Source organism: Kitasatospora sp. NPDC024654 (assembly GCF_055559155.1).
Map to the genome: position 1 here is coordinate 18,335 of NZ_JBVHLF010000007.1, position 14,929 is coordinate 33,263.

Consider the following 14,929-nt stretch of genomic DNA (forward strand, 5'->3'; position numbering starts at 1 on the left):
TCCGTCTCAGAGCGGGCGGTGGGCGAACCCCACCGCGTCGGTGTACTTGGCGAAGCCGCGGGCCGCGAGTTCGGCGCGCAGTTCGGTGAGGATCCGCGACGGAGCCGCGGGATCGTGGAAGAGCGCGGTGCCGACCGCCACTCCGCCGGCCCCGGCCAGGGTGAGTTCCAGGGCGTCCCGGCCGGTCCGGACGCCGCCCATGCCGAGGATCGGCACCTGCGGGATCCGCCCGGCCAGCATCGCCGCGTGCACCTGGTAGACGCAGCGGACCGCGATCGGGCGCACCGCCGGGCCGGAGAGCCCGCCGGTGCCGCCGGCCAGCGCCGGACGCAGGGTGGCCGGGTCGATCGCCATCCCGAGCGGGGCGTTGACCATCGACAGCCCGTCCGCCCCGGCCTGCACGCAGGCCGCCGCGATCTCGGTGATCGAGCCGACGTCGGGCGAGAGCTTGGCGTAGACCGGCAGGTCCGGGTCGGCCACCCGGCGCACCGCCCGGACCACGTCGTACGAGGTCGCGGGATTGGCGGCGAAGAGCAGGCCGCGGTCGGCGGTGTTGGGGCAGGAGATGTTGAGCTCCAGCCCGACCACTCCCGGCCGCCCGTTCAGCCGCTCGGCGACCGCGGTGTAATCCTCCAGCCGCTCCCCCGCGATCGAGACCAGCACCCGGGCGCCGCGCTCGGCCAGCCAGGGCAGCTCGGTGCGGACGAAGGCGTCGATGCCGGAGCCCTGAAGGCCGATCGCGTTGAGCATCCCGGAAGGGGTCTCGGCCATCCGCGGGGTGGCCAGGCCGGACCGCGGGTGGAGCATGATCGTCTTGGTGGTGACCGTGCCCAGCTCGTCCAGCGGCACGAACCGCGCCAGCTCCCGCCCGTAGCCCGCGCAGCCGGAGGCGGTGGTCAACGGGTTGGGCAGGGTCAGCGAGCCCAGCGGGGCGCTGAGATCGACGTCCTGCGGCCGGAGCGCCTCGGTGGTCATCGGCCCGCTCCTCCCATCGCGGCGGCCCCCTCCAGGTCGTCGGGCACCCGGCCCCGGTCGTCCCAACGCACCCGGCCACCGTCGAAGACCGGCCCCTCGGTGCACGAGCGGACGAAGCGGCTCACCCCGTCCTCGCCGACCACCGGCAGCACGCAGGTCATGCAGATGCCGGTGCCGCAGGCCATCGCCTCCTCCACCGCGACCTGGCAGCGCACCCCGGCGTCGAGTGCGATCCGGCTGAGCTCGCGCAGCATCGGCATCGGGCCGCAGCCGTAGACCACGGTCGCGTCGATCGCCCGGATCGCCTGGGCCAGCGGGTCGGTGACCCGGCCGGTCATCCCCAGCGAGCCGTCCTCGGTGAGCACCAGCACGTCCAGGGTGAGCGCCCGGGCCTGCTCCACGCCGTACAGCCGGTCGGCCCGGGCGGCGCCGAGGATGACGCCCACCTGGCCACCGCGCCGCAGCACCGCCTCGCCGAGCGCGAGCAGCGGTACGGCGCCGTAGCCACCGGCCACCAGCAGCGCGGTGGCCGGCCCCTCCGGCAGCGGGAACGGGGTGCCGAGCGGGGCGATCAGGTCCAGCAGCTCACCCGGCCGGCTGTCGGCCAGCTCGGCGCTGCCGGCGCCGCGCACGGCGACCACCAGCTCCACCGTGCCGGCCCGCGGGTCGGCCCGGTGGATCGCGAACGGGCGCCGCAGCAGGAGCGCGGAGTTCGGGCCGCCGACCGCCAGGGTGGCGAAGTGACCGGGCCGGATCCGCTCCGGCACACCGGGCGCGCGTAGCACCAGACGGCGGTACTCGCCCTCGACGTGGTTGGCGAGCACCTCGGCCCGCAGCTGCAGGGGGTTGGCCATCCGGGGGCACCTTTCGACTGCGCGGTGGCTGGGCGGTACCCGAACTCTCCCAAATCCGCCCGCCACCTGTCACTTCCCCCGATATCCGACGAACCGTCAGCCCGGGTCAGGCGGAGCTGCCGACCGCCTCGGCGAGGCTGCGGAACCCGCTGCGGCGCAGCCGCGCCGACAGGCCCCGGTGCACCCGGCGCATCCAGAACGGCCCCTCGTAGATGAAGGCGCTGTAGCCCTGCACCAGGTCGGCGCCGGCCACGATGCGCTGCCAGGCGTCCTCGGCGGTCTCGATGCCGCCGACCGAGACCAGTACCAGCCGGCCCTGGGTCCGCTTCCGCAGCCGCCTGAGCACCTCCAGCGAGCGGTCCTTGAGCGGCGCGCCGGAGAGCCCGCCCATCCCGATCGCCTCGACCTGGGCGGCCGGGGCGCGCAGCCCCTCGCGGCCGATCGTGGTGTTGGTGGCGATGATGCCGTCCAGTCCCAGCTCCAGGGCCAGGTCGGCGACCGCGTCGACGTCCTCGTCGGCCAGGTCGGGGGCGATCTTGACCAGCAGCGGGACGTGCTGCCGGGTGGTCCGGTCGGCGGCCTCGCGGACGGCGGTCAGCAGCGGGCGCAGGTGCGAGACGGCCTGCAGGTTGCGCAGTCCGGGAGTGTTCGGCGAGCTGACGTTGACCACCAGGTAGTCGGCGTGTCCGGCCAGCCGCTCGGTGCTCTTGACGTAGTCGGCGACCGCGTCGGCCTCCTCGACCACCTTGGTCTTGCCGATGTTGACGCCGATCACCGGGGTCAGCGAGGTCCGCGGCCGGGCCGCCAACCGGGCGGCGATCCGGGCCGAGCCCTGGTTGTTGAAGCCCATCCGGTTGATCAGCGCCCGGTCCTCGACCAGCCGGAACAGCCGCGGCGCCGGGTTGCCGGGCTGCGGCTCGCCGGTGACGGTGCCGATCTCGACGTAGTCGAAGCCGAGCATGGCCAGGCCGTCGATGCCGATCGCGTTCTTGTCGAAGCCGGCGCCCAGGCCGAACGGGCCGGGCAGGTCGAGCCCGAGCGCGCGGGTCCGCAGCGCCGGGTCGCGCGGGGCCAGCAGCAGGCTCACCAGCTGGCGCAGCCCGGGGACGGACGCGGCCAGCCGGATCCAGAAGAAGGCCAGGTGGTGGGCCTTCTCGGGGTCCATCTTCCGGAAGACCAGGTTGAAGAGCAGCTTGTACACGTTGCGCCTTCCTCGCATGGGAGTGGGGGGCGCCGGCGGTCCGGTGCCCCCCACTCGGGTGGTGCTACTTGCGGGTGGAGTTGATCAGCGCCGCGTGCTCCTGCAGCGACATCACGCCGACCTCGCCGCGGGCCAGGGCGTCGATGCCCTGCACGGCGGCGCCCATGGCCTGCACGGTGGTCAGGCACGGCACGCCGCGGGAGACGGCGGCGGTGCGGATCTCGTAGCCGTCGAGGCGGCCGCCGGTGCCGTACGGGGTGTTGATGATCAGATCGACGTCACCGTCGTGGATCAGCTGCACGATGGTCCGCTCGCCGGCCGGGCCGGGGCCCTCGCTGTGCTTGCGCACCACGGTCGCCGGGATCCCGCCGCGCTGCAGCACCTCCGCGGTGCCCGCGGTGGCCAGCAGCTCGAAGCCCAGCTCGACCAGTGCCCGGGCCGGGAACACCAGGTTCCGCTTGTCCCGGTTGGCGACCGACACGAAGACCCGGCCCTTGGTCGGCAACGCGCCGTACGCGCCCGACTGCGACTTGGCGTAGGCGGTGCCGAACACCCGGTCGATGCCCATCACCTCGCCGGTCGAGCGCATCTCCGGGCCGAGGACGGTGTCCACGCCGCGCCCGTGCACGTCCCGGAAGCGGCTCCACGGCATCACCGCCTCCTTGACCGAGATCGGGCAGTCGGCCGGCAGCGTGCCGCCGTCGCCCTCGCCCGGGAGCAGGCCCTCCGCGCGCAGCTCGGCGATGGTGGCACCGAGCGAGATCCGGGCGGCGGCCTTGGCCAGCGGGACAGCGGTGGCCTTGGAGGTGAACGGCACGGTCCGCGAGGCGCGCGGGTTGGCCTCCAGCACGTAGAGGATGTCACCGGCCAGCGCGAACTGGATGTTGATCAGACCGCGCACCCCCACCCCGCGGGCGATCGCCTCGGTCGAGGTCCGCAGCCGCTTGATGTCGAAGCCGCCCAGCGTGATCGGCGGCAGGGCGCAGGCCGAGTCGCCGGAGTGGATGCCGGCCTCCTCGATGTGCTCCATCACGCCGCCGAGGTAGAGCTCGGTGCCGTCGAAGAGCGCGTCCACGTCGATCTCGACGGCGTCGTCCAGGAACCGGTCGATCAGCACCGGGTGCTCGGAGATCAGGCCGGCGTGCCGCTCCAGGTAGGAGGCGAGCGACACCTCGTCGTAGACGATCTCCATGCCACGTCCGCCGAGCACGTAGGAGGGGCGGGCCAGCACCGGGTAGCCGATCTCGTCCGCGATCGCCTTGGCCTCCTCGAAGGAGAAGGCGGTGCCGTGCTTGGGCGCCGGCAGGCCGGCCTCGCGCAGCACCCGACCGAACGCGCCGCGCTCCTCCGCCAGGTCGATCGCCTCCGGCTGGGTGCCCACGATCGGCACGCCGTTGTCCTTCAGCGCCTGCGCCAGGCCGAGCGGGGTCTGGCCGCCGAGCTGCACGATCACGCCGGCCAGCGGACCGGCCTGCTGCTCGGCGTGCACGATCTCCAGCACGTCCTCCAGGGTGAGCGGCTCGAAGTACAGCCGGTCGGAGGTGTCGTAGTCGGTGGAGACGGTCTCCGGGTTGCAGTTGACCATGACGGTCTCGTAGCCGGCCTCGGCGAGCGCGAAGGAGGCGTGCACGCACGAGTAGTCGAACTCGATGCCCTGCCCGATCCGGTTCGGGCCGGAGCCAAGGATGATCACCGCGGGCTTGATCCGCGGCGCGACCTCGCTCTCCTCGTCGTAGGACGAGTAGAAGTACGGGGTGCGGGCGGCGAACTCGGCCGCGCAGGTGTCCACCGTCTTGAAGACCGGCCGGATGCCGAGCGCGTGCCGGACCTCGCGGACCACGTCCGCCTTCAGGCCGCGGATCTCGCCGATCTGCTGGTCGGAGAAGCCGTGCCGCTTGGCGTGCCGCAGCAGCTCCGGGGTCAGCTTCTCCGCCTCGCCCAGCTCGGCCGCGATCTCGTCCAGCAGGAAGAGCTGGTCGACGAACCAGGGGTCGATCCGGGTCGCCTCGAAGACCTCGTCCGGCGTGGCGCCGGCCCGGATCGCCTCCATCACGGTGTTGATCCGGCCGTCGGTCGGCACCTTCGCCTTGGTGAGCAGCTCGTCCTTGTCACCGATCGGGCCGGCCCAGGAGAACTGCGAACCCTTCTTCTCCAGCGAGCGCAGCGCCTTGTTGAGCGCCTCGGGGAAGTTGCGGCCCATCGCCATCGCCTCGCCCACCGACTTCATGGTGGTGGTCAGCGTGGGGTCGGCGGAGGGGAACTTCTCGAAGGCGAACCGCGGCACCTTCACCACGACGTAGTCGAGGGTCGGTTCGAAGGAGGCCGGGGTCTGCTCGGTGATGTCGTTGGGGATCTCGTCCAGCGTGTAGCCGACCGCCAGCTTGGCGGCGATCTTGGCGATCGGGAAGCCGGTCGCCTTGGAGGCCAGCGCGGAGGAGCGCGACACCCGCGGGTTCATCTCGATCACGATCACCCGGCCGTCCTCCGGGTTGACCGCGAACTGGATGTTGCAGCCGCCGGTGTCGACGCCGACCTCGCGGATCACCGCGATGCCGATGTCACGCAGGATCTGGTACTCGCGGTCGGTCAGCGTCATCGCCGGGGCGACGGTGATCGAGTCACCGGTGTGCACGCCCATCGGGTCGAAGTTCTCGATCGAGCAGACCACCACGACGTTGTCGTTGCGGTCCCGCATCAGCTCCAGCTCGTACTCCTTCCAGCCGAGGATGGACTCCTCCAGGAGCACCTCGGTGGTCGGCGAGAGGGTCAGCCCCTGACCGGCGATCCGGCGCAGGTCCTCCTCGTCGTGCGCGAAGCCGGAGCCGGCGCCGCCCATGGTGAAGGACGGGCGGACCACGACCGGGTAGCCGCCGAGGGTGTCGACGCCGGCCAGGACCTCCTCCATCGAGTGGCAGATCACCGAGCGGGCCGACTCGCCGTGCCCGATCTTCGCCCGGACGGCCTCCACGACCTGCTTGAACAGCTCGCGGTCCTCGCCCTTGTTGATCGCCTCGACGTTGGCGCCGATCAGCTCCACGCCGTACTTGGCCAGCGTGCCGGCCTTGTGCAGCTCGATCGCGGCGTTCAGCGCGGTCTGCCCGCCCAGGGTGGGCAGCAGCACGTCCGGCCGCTCCTTGGCGATGATCTTCTCGACGAACTCCGGCGTGATCGGCTCGACGTAGGTGGCGTCGGCGATCTCCGGGTCGGTCATGATGGTCGCCGGGTTGGAGTTCACCAGCACCACCCGCAGGCCCTCGGCCCGCAGCACCCGGCACGCCTGGGTGCCGGAGTAGTCGAACTCGGCCGCCTGCCCGATCACGATCGGACCCGAGCCGATGACCAGGACGGACTTGATGTCAGTGCGCTTCGGCACGGGTCAGCTCCCTGCGGTGGTACGAGTCGTGGCGGCGATCAGCTCGACGAAGCGGTCGAACAGGTACGCGGCGTCGTGCGGGCCGGCGGCGGCCTCCGGGTGGTACTGCACGCTGAACGCCGGGGTGTCCAGGCACTGCAGGCCCTCCACGACGTCGTCGTTCAGGCAGACGTGCGAGACCTCGGCGCGGCCGAACGGCGTGTCGCTGACCTTGTCCAGCGGGGCCTGGACGGCGAAGCCGTGGTTGTGCGCGGTGACCTCGACCTTGCCGGTGGTGCGGTCCTGCACCGGCTGGTTGATCCCCCGGTGGCCGTACTTGAGCTTGTAGGTGCCGAAGCCCAGCGCCCGGCCGAGGATCTGGTTGCCGAAGCAGATCCCGAAGAACGGGGTCCCGCGCTCCAGCACCTCGCGCAGCACCGCGACCTGGTGGTCGGCGGTGGCCGGGTCGCCCGGGCCGTTGGAGAAGAAGACGCCGTCCGGGTTGACCGAGTAGATGTCCTCGGCGGTGGCGTTGGCGGGCAGCACGTGCACCTCGATGCCGCGCTCGGCCATCCGGTGCGGGGTCATCGCCTTGATGCCGAGGTCCACGGCGGCGACCGTGAAGCGCTTCGCACCGATCGCCGGCACGACGTACGGCTCGGTGGTGGCCACCTCGGCGCACAGGTCGGCGCCCTTCATCTCGGGCGCCTGCAGCACCCGGGAGAGCAGCTCGGCCGGCTCGGCCAGCTCCGGGCCGGAGAAGATGCCGACCCGCATCGCGCCGCGCTCGCGCAGGTGACGGGTGAGCGCGCGGGTGTCGATCCCACTGATGCCGACCACGCCCTGGGCGGCCAGCTCCTCGTCGAGCGAACGCTGGGAGCGCCAGTTGGACGGCACCCGGGCGGGATCGCGGACCACGTAACCGGCGACCCAGATCCGCTGCGACTCCGGGTCCTCGTCGTTGACGCCGGTGTTGCCGATCTGCGGGGCCGTCATGACCACCACCTGGCGGTGGTAGGAGGGGTCGGTCAGGGTCTCCTGGTAGCCGGACATGCCGGTGTTGAAGACCGCCTCGCCGAAGGTCTCGCCGATCGCGCCGTACGCCTGGCCGCGGAAGGTCCGGCCGTCCTCCAGGACGAGCACGGCGGGGACCCGCTCCCGGCGGGCGGCGCGCGGCTGCCTCGTGGTGGTGAGGGCAGGAGCGGTCATGGTGTTACGCCTTCCGTCTTCGTCGTACGTGTTGCGGTCGTACGTGTTGCGAGTTGCTCGACCTCGGCGGCCCAGGCCGCGTGGTCGTCCGCGCGGTCCAGCCGGAAGCCGGAGTCCAGCGCGCGGCCCTGGAGCGTCCAGCCGACCACCAGCAGACCGGCCGGGACGACCTTGCCCGCGATCCCGGACTCCAGCCGGGCTCCGGTGAGGTCCTCGACCGGGATCCAGAGGTCCTCGGCACCCGGGCGGCGGACCAGCAGCCCGCGCTCGGTGAGGGTCAGCGCGGCCAGGCTGCGGTTGCCCAGGCCGTGCGCCACCACCCGGTCCAGCCAGTTCCCGGCGGTGGTGCTGCCGTGGTAACGGCCGCCGCTCTCCAGGATCGCCGGGCCCGGGTCGTCCGGCACGGCGGGCAGCTCCGGCAGGTCCGCCTGGAGGGTGCGCCGCCAGTTCCAGCCCTGGCGCATCAGCCAGTAGATCAGCCCGATCAGGATCACCAGGCCGACCGCCCAGCCGATGTGGCCGGCCCAGTCGTGGACCTTGGCCTGCTGCATCGCCAGCGGAGCGGGGCTCATCCGAGCTCGCCCGGCTCGACCAGCACGCCGGCCAGCACGGTGGGCACCCCACGCAGGAAGGTGGCGTGCACCCGTCCCGGCAGGTCGAGGCCTCGGTAGGGGGTGTTTCGGCTGCGGGTGGCAAAGCTCTCGGGATTCACGGTGCCACGGTACGCGGGATCGAAGAGCACCAGGTTGGCCGGCTCACCGACCGAGATGGGCCGCCCGTGGCCGGCCAGCCGGCCGATCCGGGCCGGGCGGTGCGACATCCGGTCGGCGACGCCCTCCCAGTTCAGCAGGCCGGTCTCGACCATCGCCTGCTGCACCACCGAGAGCGCGGTCTCCAGGCCGACCATGCCCATCGCGGCGGCCGCCCACTCGCAGTCCTTGTCCTCCGCGGGGTGCGGGGCGTGGTCGGTGGCGACCGCGTCGATGGTGCCGTCGGCCAGCGCCTCGCGCAGCGCGTGCACGTCGGCGGCGGTGCGCAGCGGCGGGTTGACCTTGTAGACCGGGTCGTAGGAGCGGACCAGCTCGTCGGTCAGCAGCAGGTGGTGCGGGGTGACCTCGGCGGTGACGTCCCAGCCCTTGCCCTTGGCCCAGCGGATGATCTCCACCGAGCCGGCCGTGGAGACGTGGCAGACGTGCAGCCGGGAGCCGACGTGCGCGGCGAGCAGCACGTCGCGGGCGATGATCGCCTCCTCGGCGACCGCCGGCCAGCCGCCGAGCCCGAGCTCACCGGAGACCTGGCCCTCGTTCATCTGGGCGCCCTCGGTGAGCCGCGGCTCCTGGGCGTGCTGGGCGACCACCCCGTCGAAGGCCTTCACGTACTCCAGCGCGCGGCGCATGATCACCGCGTCGTCCACGCACTTGCCGTCGTCGGAGAAGACCCGGACCTCGGCCGCGGACTCGTGCATCGCGCCCAGCTCGGCGAGCTTCTTGCCCTCCAGGCCGACCGTGACGGCGCCGACCGGCCGCACGTCGCAGTAGCCGGAGGCCTGGCCGAGTCGCCAGACCTGCTCGACCACGCCGGCCGTGTCGGCCACCGGGAAGGTGTTGGCCATCGCGTGCACGGCGGTGTAACCGCCCTTGGCGGCGGCCTGGGTGCCGGTCAGCACGGTCTCGGCGTCCTCGCGGCCCGGCTCGCGCAGGTGGGTGTGCAGGTCGACCAGACCGGGCAGGGCGATCAGGCCGTGCGCGTCGATGTCCACGTCGGCGTCGGCGGTCAGGCCGGCACCGATCTCCCGGATCACCCCGTCGACGATCAGGATGTCCTGCGGGTCACCGCCGAGCAGCTGGGCGTTGCGGATCAGGTAGCTCGTCACTGGGCGGTCTCCTGGGTTTCGGTGCGGGGGGAGTCGGCGGGCCCGTCGGCGTGGACGGCGCCGCCGAGCAGCAGGTAGAGGACGGCCATCCGGACCGAGACGCCGTTGGCGACCTGCTCGACCGCGGTGCAGCGCGGCGAGTCGGCCACCTCGGCGGTGATCTCCATGCCGCGGACCATCGGGCCGGGGTGCATCACGATGGCGTGCTCGGGCAGCCGGGCCAGCCGGCCGGCGTGCATGCCGTAGCGGCGGGAGTACTCGCGCTCGGTGGGGAAGAACGCGGCGTTCATCCGCTCGCGCTGGACCCGCAGCATCATCAGCGCGTCGGTCTTGGCGAGCGCGGCGTCCAGGTCGTAGCTCACCTCGCAGGGCCAGCTCTCGATGCCGAGCGGCAGCAGGGTGGGCGGGGCCACGAAGGTGACGTGCGCGCCCAGGGTGTTCAGCAGCAGCACGTTGGAGCGGGCGACCCGGCTGTGCAGCACGTCGCCGACGATGGTGATCCGGCGGCCCGCGAGGTCGTTGCCCAGGCCCGGGTTGAGGTGCCGGCGCACGGTGAAGGCGTCCAGCAGGGCCTGGGTCGGGTGCTCGTGGGTGCCGTCACCGGCGTTGATCACACTGCCGTGCAGCCAGTCGGACTGGGCCAGCCGGGCCGGCGCGCCCGAGGCGTGGTGCCGGATGACGACCGCGTCCGCTCCCATCGCCTGCAGGGTCAGCGCGGTGTCCTTGAGGCTCTCGCCCTTGGAGACCGAGGAGCCCTTGGCGGCGAAGTTGATGACGTCGGCGCTGAGCCGCTTCTCGGCGACCTCGAAGGAGGTCTTGGTGCGGGTCGAGTCCTCGAAGAAGAGGTTGACGACGGTACGGCCGCGCAGCGTGGGGAGCTTCTTGACGGCCCGCCCGGAGAGCTGGGCCAGCTCCTCGGCGGTGTCCAGGATCAGCAGCGCGTCCTCGCGGCTGAGATCTGCGGCGGAGACGAGGTGGCGCTTCACGGTGCTACTCCGGCAGGTTGGGGTCGGCGGCGAGCGCCTGGGAGGAACGGGCGGCGAAGTCGCGGTCACCGACCAGGACGGCGTCCTGGCCGTCGGTGTCGGCGAGCCGGACCTGGACGGCCTCGCGCAGCGAGGTGGGCAGGTTCTTGCCCACGTAGTCGGCGCGGATGGGCAGCTCGCGGTGGCCGCGGTCGACCAGGACGGCGAGCTGCACGGCGCGCGGGCGGCCGATGTCGCCCAGGGCGTCGAGCGCGGCGCGGACCGTGCGGCCGGAGAAGAGCACGTCGTCGACGAGGATGACCAGCTTGCCCTCGATCCCGCCGGACGGGATCTCGGTGTGCTCCAGGGCGCGGGCGGGCTTGAGCCGCAGGTCGTCCCGGTACATGGTGATGTCGAGCGTGCCAAGCGGGATCTCGCGGCCGGTGATCTGCGTCAGCTTGGCGTGCAGCCGGCGGGCGAGGTGGACGCCGCGGGTGTGGATGCCGAGGAGGACGATGTCCTCCGCGCCCTTCGCGCGCTCCACGATCTCGTGGGCGATCCGGGTGATCACGCGGGAGATGTCCGCGCCGTCCAGCACCTGGTGCGGCGGACGCGGCGTGTCGATGTGTGCGGTCATGCCGAAGCCGACCTCCTTCCCCGCCTCACGGGACGGGCCTTAAAGGATGTCTGGTGGATGGCTGCCGGACCGTGCCGGGAGCCTCGTCCATGCTAGCAGGGCGATCAAGATGATCCCCGCCATGCTTTATGTCGTGTTCACGCAGAGGTAGCAGACCATTCGCACGACTGCCCCATTCGGCTTGACGCAGCTACCTTACTCTACGTAACCTCACAGTGAGTTACGGAACAGACGTCGAACCCACTGGTAGAACGCCTGGGAGGCGAGGGGCCCCTCGCTCCCCCGTGACCGTTTCTGAACGCGAAGCAATTCTTGTCCGGGGAGACCAATGTCCAGCGACTACGCGAAGCAGCTCGGGGGCAAACTCCGCGCTATCCGCACACAGCAGGGGCTCTCCCTGCACGGCGTCGAGGAGAAGTCCCAGGGGCGCTGGAAGGCGGTCGTCGTCGGCTCCTACGAGCGTGGCGACCGAGCGGTCACCGTGCAGCGACTGGCCGAGCTCGCCGAGTTCTACGGCGTCCCGGTGCAGGAGCTGCTCCCGGGCGGCACCCCGGGCGGTGCGGCCGAGCCGCCGCCGCGCCTGGTGCTGGACCTGGAGAGACTGACCCAGGTCCCGTCCGAGAAGGCCGGCCCGCTGCAGCGGTACGCGGCGACCATCCAGTCCCAGCGCGGTGACTACAACGGCAAGGTCCTCTCGATCCGCCAGGACGACCTGCGCACCCTCGCGGTGATCTACGACCAGTCACCGTCGATCCTCACCGAGCAGCTGATCAGCTGGGGCGTGCTCAACTCCGACGCCCGTCGCGCGGTGCGCGACGAGGACGCCGGCTGAGTCACGGCCTCGGCCACTACCTGCAGAAACGTCACGGCGCGGTCCCGGGGGACCGCGCCGTCGGCGGTTCGGTGCGCCGTTTCGGCACGCCGCCCCGGCACGACCCTCTCAGCGCACCGCCGTGAAGCCCGTGCCGGCGCTCTGCCAGCTCCAGGCCGCCTGCTGGTACTCGCCGCAGCCCGCCGCCGAGCCGCGCAGTCCGCTCAGCTCCAGCCGGCCGGGCAGCCGCCGGGCCAGCGCGGCGCAGAGCACCGCGCGAACCAGGTCCAGCTCCTCGTCGTGGATCCGCACCAGCCCGTCCTCCCAGAGCACCACCCGGGCCTCCGCCACCAGAGGTCCCCCCGACGCCCGGATCACGCAGCGGAACTCGTACGCCCCCGGCCCGGCCTCCCCCAACAGCCGCGCGAACAGCTCGGCCGCCTCCCGGTAGCAGCGCTCGACGGCCGGCAGGGCGCCACCCTCGGCCAGCAGCAGCTCGGCGTGGCGCATCGTCAGTCCGTTCTCCCGGGCCCGGACCAGCCTCGGCAGGAAGTCGTCCACCAGCTCCTCCCCCTGGTAGTCGAGCAGCTGCCCGAGCAGCGCTGGATTGGCCAGGTAGCGCTGCTGCGCGACCCGGTCGGCCGGGTCGAGACGGCGCAGCAGGCAGAACTCGGCGAAGTCGTCCGGGTGGAAGCGGCGCACCCGGACCGACTCGAAGCGGCGCCGGGCGTGCGCCAGCAGGGTGGCCGTGCCGGCCAGGTAGCGCGGGTGGTCCGGGGCCGCGGTCAGCCCCCAGGGGCGGGCCCGCTCGAAGTCCTCCGGCGAGGCCAGCACCCCGGTCACGAAGACCCGCTGCGCCGGCGCCTGGCGGGCGCGAGTGGGGCGGCAGCGGGGCGGACGGCGTGGGTGGAGATACCTGGACATCGGGCTCCCGAGAGGTTGCGAGGGGCGGCTGGCCTACGCCACGTCCTCCCCCGCAACCCGCCCGACACACGCACCTCACGTCACATATTGGTAACCGAGCGTGAGAATTTCGATTCCGCAGGTCAGCGCGGGCGCGGCGCCCGGGCCAGCTGGCGGGACTGGGCGACCAGCCGGCCGGTCTCGTCCCAGATCTCGGCGTCCTCCTCGAAGTAGCCCCCGGCCAGGTTGCGGGTGGCGTGGCTCACCCGCAGCCAGCCGGGCGCCGGCTTGGCTCGCAGGTGGACGGTCAGCTCGATGGTCGGCGCCCAGCCGGGCAGGCCGAGGTCGAAGGTGACCGGCGGTAGCGCGTCGGCCACCAGCAGCAGCGCCAGCGGGTCGGGCTCGCGGCCGTCGGCGAGCCGGAACCAGCCCTGGATCCGGCCCTGCCGGGAGGGCTGCCCGACCGCCCAGCCCACCGTGGCCGGGTCCAGCCGCAGGTCGAACCGCTCCAGCAGGGCGGCCTGCTCGATCAGGGCGGGCGGGGCGTGCTCCATGCCGACGCAGCTCTCGCGTGGCGGCAGCGCGGGCGGGGTCGCCGCGGTGTGCACCTCGCCGGCCTGCGCGGCCAGGTCACCGTAGGTCGCCAGCACTCTGAGTCGCTCGACCGGGGTGCCGTCCTCGTCGTCCTGGTAGAGCGAGGCGGTGCCGGTGGAGAGCGAACCGCCGCGGCGGACCAGCTCGGTGCGGACCTCGGCCGGACCCGGGCGGGAGGCAGAGAGGTAGTAGCCGCTGATCGACACCGGGTCGGGGTGGCCGGGCAGCTCGCGGGAGAGCGCGTTGGCGGCGACGGCCAGCAGCAGACCGCCGTTGATCCCGCCGCCGATCTGCCAGCCGGCGCCCAGCTCGCCGCGGTGGCGGCCGTCCGGGCCGGGGTCCAGGGCGATGGCCTGGTCGAACTCGCTGCTGGTCGCGGTCACGGTGGTCATGGAGTGGCGCCCCCTTCGGCCTTGCTACTGGTCGGTAGCAAAGATACGCCCCCGTCGTGAACGCACGATGGCCGCCGGACCGCGGGGGTCCGGCGGCCATCGTCGTGACCGGACGGTCTCAGCGCTTGATGGTCGGCTTGAGCTCCATGAAACGGGCCAGCAGGCCGTTCACGAAGGCCGGCGAGTCGTCGGTGGAGTACTCCTTGGCGATCTCCACCGCCTCGTCCAGGACGACCGCGTCCGGGACGCCGTCCTCCCAGATCAGCTCGTAGGCGCCGAGCCGCAGGACGTTGCGGTCCGCGATCGGCATCCGGTCCAGCGCCCAGCCCACCGCGTAGGTGGCGATCAGCTCGTCGATCCGGCGGGCGTGCTTGGCGTAGCCCTCGACCAGCTGCATGGTGTACTCGGCGACCTGCGGGACGCCCTCGTCCGGCTTGGGTTCCCGGGCGCGGGCCACCCAGCCGGCGAGCACCGCCAGCGGGTCGACGCCCCGGTGGTCGGCCTCGAAGAGGATCTGGAAGGCGCGGGTACGGGCCTTGCTACGTGCGGCAGACACAGTTACTTGACCCGACCGAGGTAGCTGCCGTCGCGGGTGTCGACCTTGATCTTCTCACCGGTGGTGATGAACAGCGGGACCTGCACCTCGGCACCGGTCTCCAGGGTGGCCGGCTTGGTGCCACCGGTCGAGCGGTCGCCCTGCACGCCCGGCTCGGTCTCGGCGATGACCAGCTCGACCGCGGCCGGCAGCTCCACGTACAGCGGCGCGCCGTCGTGCTGCGCGACCAGGGCCTCGAAGCCCTCCAGCAGGTACTTGGCGGCGTCGCCGACCACGTCCGGGGTGATGTGGATCTGGTCGTAGGTGTCCATGTCCATGAACACGAACTGCTCGCCGTCCTTGTACGAGAACTGCATGGTGCGCTTGTCGACGTTCGCGGTCTCGACCTTGACGCCCGCGTTGAAGGTCTTGTCGACGACCTTGCCGCTCAGCACCTCCTTGAGCTTGGTGCGCACGAAGGCCGGGCCCTTGCCGGGCTTGACGTGCTGGAACTCGACGACAGACCAGAGCTTGCCGTCCAGGTTGAGGACCATGCCGTTCTTGAGATCGTTCGTGGAAGCCACGGGCGCACTTACTCCTGGATATAACTGTCAAGGAACCAAGGGGT

14 protein-coding genes are annotated in these 14,929 nt (G+C 72.1%); 1 reads left to right on the forward strand and 13 read right to left on the reverse strand.

From position 1 onward, the window contains the following. Positions 1–6: 6 nt before the first annotated feature. From ACZ38L_RS06245 to pyrR, 9 genes are all read right to left on the reverse strand, one after another. Positions 7–975, reverse strand: coding sequence for a dihydroorotate dehydrogenase (locus ACZ38L_RS06245; RefSeq protein WP_465689746.1), 969 nt, complete (start codon positions 973–975; stop codon positions 7–9). After that, positions 972–1,829 (reverse strand): dihydroorotate dehydrogenase electron transfer subunit, encoded by an 858-nt coding sequence (locus ACZ38L_RS06250; protein ID WP_465689748.1) that lies wholly within the window; start codon positions 1,827–1,829, stop codon positions 972–974. The genes ACZ38L_RS06245 and ACZ38L_RS06250 overlap by 4 nt, the downstream gene beginning before the upstream one ends. A 106-nt stretch (positions 1,830–1,935) precedes the next feature. Next, positions 1,936–3,030, reverse strand: coding sequence for a quinone-dependent dihydroorotate dehydrogenase (locus ACZ38L_RS06255; protein WP_465689750.1), 1,095 nt, complete (start codon positions 3,028–3,030; stop codon positions 1,936–1,938). 64 nt (positions 3,031–3,094) lie between these two features. Then, a complete protein-coding gene (carB, locus tag ACZ38L_RS06260) occupies positions 3,095–6,403 on the reverse strand; it encodes a carbamoyl-phosphate synthase large subunit (protein WP_465689752.1) in 3,309 nt (1,102 codons plus the stop codon). Positions 6,404–6,406: 3 nt separating this feature from the next. Continuing rightward, positions 6,407–7,591: a glutamine-hydrolyzing carbamoyl-phosphate synthase small subunit gene (carA, locus tag ACZ38L_RS06265; protein WP_465689754.1), complete on the reverse strand. Its 1,185-nt coding sequence runs from the start codon at positions 7,589–7,591 to the stop codon at positions 6,407–6,409. Beyond that, positions 7,588–8,163, reverse strand: coding sequence for a PH-like domain-containing protein (locus ACZ38L_RS06270; protein ID WP_465689756.1), 576 nt, complete (start codon positions 8,161–8,163; stop codon positions 7,588–7,590). The genes carA and ACZ38L_RS06270 overlap by 4 nt, the downstream gene beginning before the upstream one ends. Then, the gene (locus tag ACZ38L_RS06275) at positions 8,160–9,464 is read right to left on the reverse strand and encodes a dihydroorotase (RefSeq protein WP_465689758.1); all 1,305 of its coding nucleotides are present in this window, start codon (positions 9,462–9,464) and stop codon (positions 8,160–8,162) included. Before ACZ38L_RS06275 ends, ACZ38L_RS06270 begins: the two co-directional genes overlap by 4 nt. Continuing rightward, positions 9,461–10,450 (reverse strand): aspartate carbamoyltransferase catalytic subunit, encoded by a 990-nt coding sequence (locus ACZ38L_RS06280; protein ID WP_465689760.1) that lies wholly within the window; start codon positions 10,448–10,450, stop codon positions 9,461–9,463. Before ACZ38L_RS06280 ends, ACZ38L_RS06275 begins: the two co-directional genes overlap by 4 nt. A 4-nt stretch (positions 10,451–10,454) precedes the next feature. Beyond that, positions 10,455–11,066: a bifunctional pyr operon transcriptional regulator/uracil phosphoribosyltransferase PyrR gene (pyrR, locus tag ACZ38L_RS06285; protein WP_396565874.1), complete on the reverse strand. Its 612-nt coding sequence runs from the start codon at positions 11,064–11,066 to the stop codon at positions 10,455–10,457. A gap of 328 nt (positions 11,067–11,394) precedes the next feature. Here pyrR and bldD point away from each other — a divergent pair, with 328 nt between their 5' ends. Further along, positions 11,395–11,898 (forward strand): transcriptional regulator BldD, encoded by a 504-nt coding sequence (bldD, locus tag ACZ38L_RS06290; RefSeq protein ID WP_280669675.1) that lies wholly within the window; start codon positions 11,395–11,397, stop codon positions 11,896–11,898. A 108-nt stretch (positions 11,899–12,006) separates the two neighbouring features. Here the strand turns inward: bldD and ACZ38L_RS06295 are convergent, their stop codons facing one another. From ACZ38L_RS06295 to efp, 4 genes are all read right to left on the reverse strand, one after another. After that, complete coding sequence (locus tag ACZ38L_RS06295; RefSeq protein WP_465689763.1) at positions 12,007–12,801, reverse strand: hypothetical protein; 795 nt, start codon at positions 12,799–12,801, stop codon at positions 12,007–12,009. 122 nt (positions 12,802–12,923) lie between these two features. After that, positions 12,924–13,766 carry a thioesterase family protein gene (locus ACZ38L_RS06300; RefSeq protein ID WP_465689765.1) on the reverse strand — a complete coding sequence of 281 codons (843 nt, stop codon included), beginning with the start codon at positions 13,764–13,766 and terminating at the stop codon, positions 12,924–12,926. 118 nt (positions 13,767–13,884) lie between these two features. Beyond that, positions 13,885–14,322, reverse strand: coding sequence for a transcription antitermination factor NusB (nusB, locus tag ACZ38L_RS06305; RefSeq protein WP_465689767.1), 438 nt, complete (start codon positions 14,320–14,322; stop codon positions 13,885–13,887). 2 nt (positions 14,323–14,324) lie between these two features. Further along, on the reverse strand, positions 14,325–14,885 hold the full coding sequence (gene efp / locus ACZ38L_RS06310; RefSeq protein WP_396565882.1) for an elongation factor P: 561 nt from the start codon (positions 14,883–14,885) through the stop codon (positions 14,325–14,327). Between the last annotated feature and the right edge of the window lie 44 nt (positions 14,886–14,929).

Excerpts from the sequence above, each read along its gene's own strand:
- ACZ38L_RS06300 (WP_465689765.1), bottom strand. The coding sequence starts at position 13,766 with ATGACCACCGTGACCGCGACCAGCAGCGAGTTCGACCAGGCCATCGCC.
- pyrR (WP_396565874.1), bottom strand. The coding sequence starts at position 11,066 with ATGACCGCACACATCGACACGCCGCGTCCGCCGCACCAGGTGCTGGAC.
- carA (WP_465689754.1), bottom strand. The coding sequence starts at position 7,591 with ATGACCGCTCCTGCCCTCACCACCACGAGGCAGCCGCGCGCCGCCCGC.
- bldD (WP_280669675.1), top strand. The coding sequence starts at position 11,395 with ATGTCCAGCGACTACGCGAAGCAGCTCGGGGGCAAACTCCGCGCTATC.
- ACZ38L_RS06270 (WP_465689756.1), bottom strand. The coding sequence starts at position 8,163 with ATGAGCCCCGCTCCGCTGGCGATGCAGCAGGCCAAGGTCCACGACTGG.
- ACZ38L_RS06245 (WP_465689746.1), bottom strand. The coding sequence starts at position 975 with ATGACCACCGAGGCGCTCCGGCCGCAGGACGTCGATCTCAGCGCCCCG.
- ACZ38L_RS06295 (WP_465689763.1), bottom strand. The coding sequence starts at position 12,801 with ATGTCCAGGTATCTCCACCCACGCCGTCCGCCCCGCTGCCGCCCCACT.
- ACZ38L_RS06250 (WP_465689748.1), bottom strand. The coding sequence starts at position 1,829 with ATGGCCAACCCCCTGCAGCTGCGGGCCGAGGTGCTCGCCAACCACGTC.